We start from the raw sequence: 832 nt of genomic DNA, 5'->3' as shown, positions 1-832 counted from the left end.
GCCCTTTCTCCAGCGCACCGAGATTGTCCTCGACCTGCTCGGGCCGCGCGAAGCCGGGAACCGGCAGGGCGATTGCCGACTTGGCGAGTATCCAGCCGAGCGCGCCTTGTGCAAGCGTGCGTCCGCCCGAGGTGAGCAGGTCGCGGATTGCCGAGAGCCTTGACAGATAGTGCGGGTTGGCGGCGCCATCCCTGAAAAACACCATCCATTCGGCATTCCCGCCGCGCACATCGTTGGTGGGCAGCCGCATGGCCGGCGTGTATTTGCCGGTGAGCAGCCCCATTGCCAGCGGCAGCCGGCTGAACGAGACGAGGTTCTCGCGCGCCGCAACGGCCATCAGCTCGTTCGCCGGGGTAAACACATTGAAGTCGTTCTCTACGGCGACGAACCCCTCGCGCGGCGCGTAGGCGGCAAGCCGTTCGCGGTGATCGGTGCTCCAGCCGAAGCCGCCGATCTTGCCCTCCTGACGCAACAGGCCGAGCGTATCGAACACCTCGCCGGCGCGCTCGATCGGATACTCGTTGATATGTAGCAGCACGACGTCGATACAATCCCGCTGCAGGCGCTGCCGCGAATTGTCGATCGATGTCCGGATTGCCGCGGCAGAGGCATCCTCGGGTGCGATCTTACGCGTTTCGGGATCGCCGAAATAGCCGACCTTGGTGACGATGACGGCTTCGTCCTTACCCCTCAACGCCCGCCCGAGGATCAGTTCGGCATTGCCGGCGCCGTAGGCGGCAGCCGTGTCGAACACCCGCGCGCCGATCTCATAAGCCATCGCCAGCGCGGCTTGCGACCTGATATCGTCGACCTCGCCATAGATTGTCGCCGT

Annotated in this window: 1 protein-coding gene; it reads right to left on the bottom strand. The window is 64.8% G+C overall.

Annotated features, from left to right (window positions below; genetic code table 11):
• Positions 1-832 (bottom strand): aldo/keto reductase (locus NKI18_RS33340; protein WP_352622792.1); only part of this gene is annotated, 832 nt, incomplete at both ends.

Source organism: Mesorhizobium sp. M0800 (assembly GCF_040320095.1).
Taxonomy (GTDB): Bacteria; Pseudomonadota; Alphaproteobacteria; order Rhizobiales; family Rhizobiaceae; genus Mesorhizobium.
Note: the sequence above shows the minus strand (reverse complement) of the source record. Positions and strands in the feature narration are given on the sequence as shown.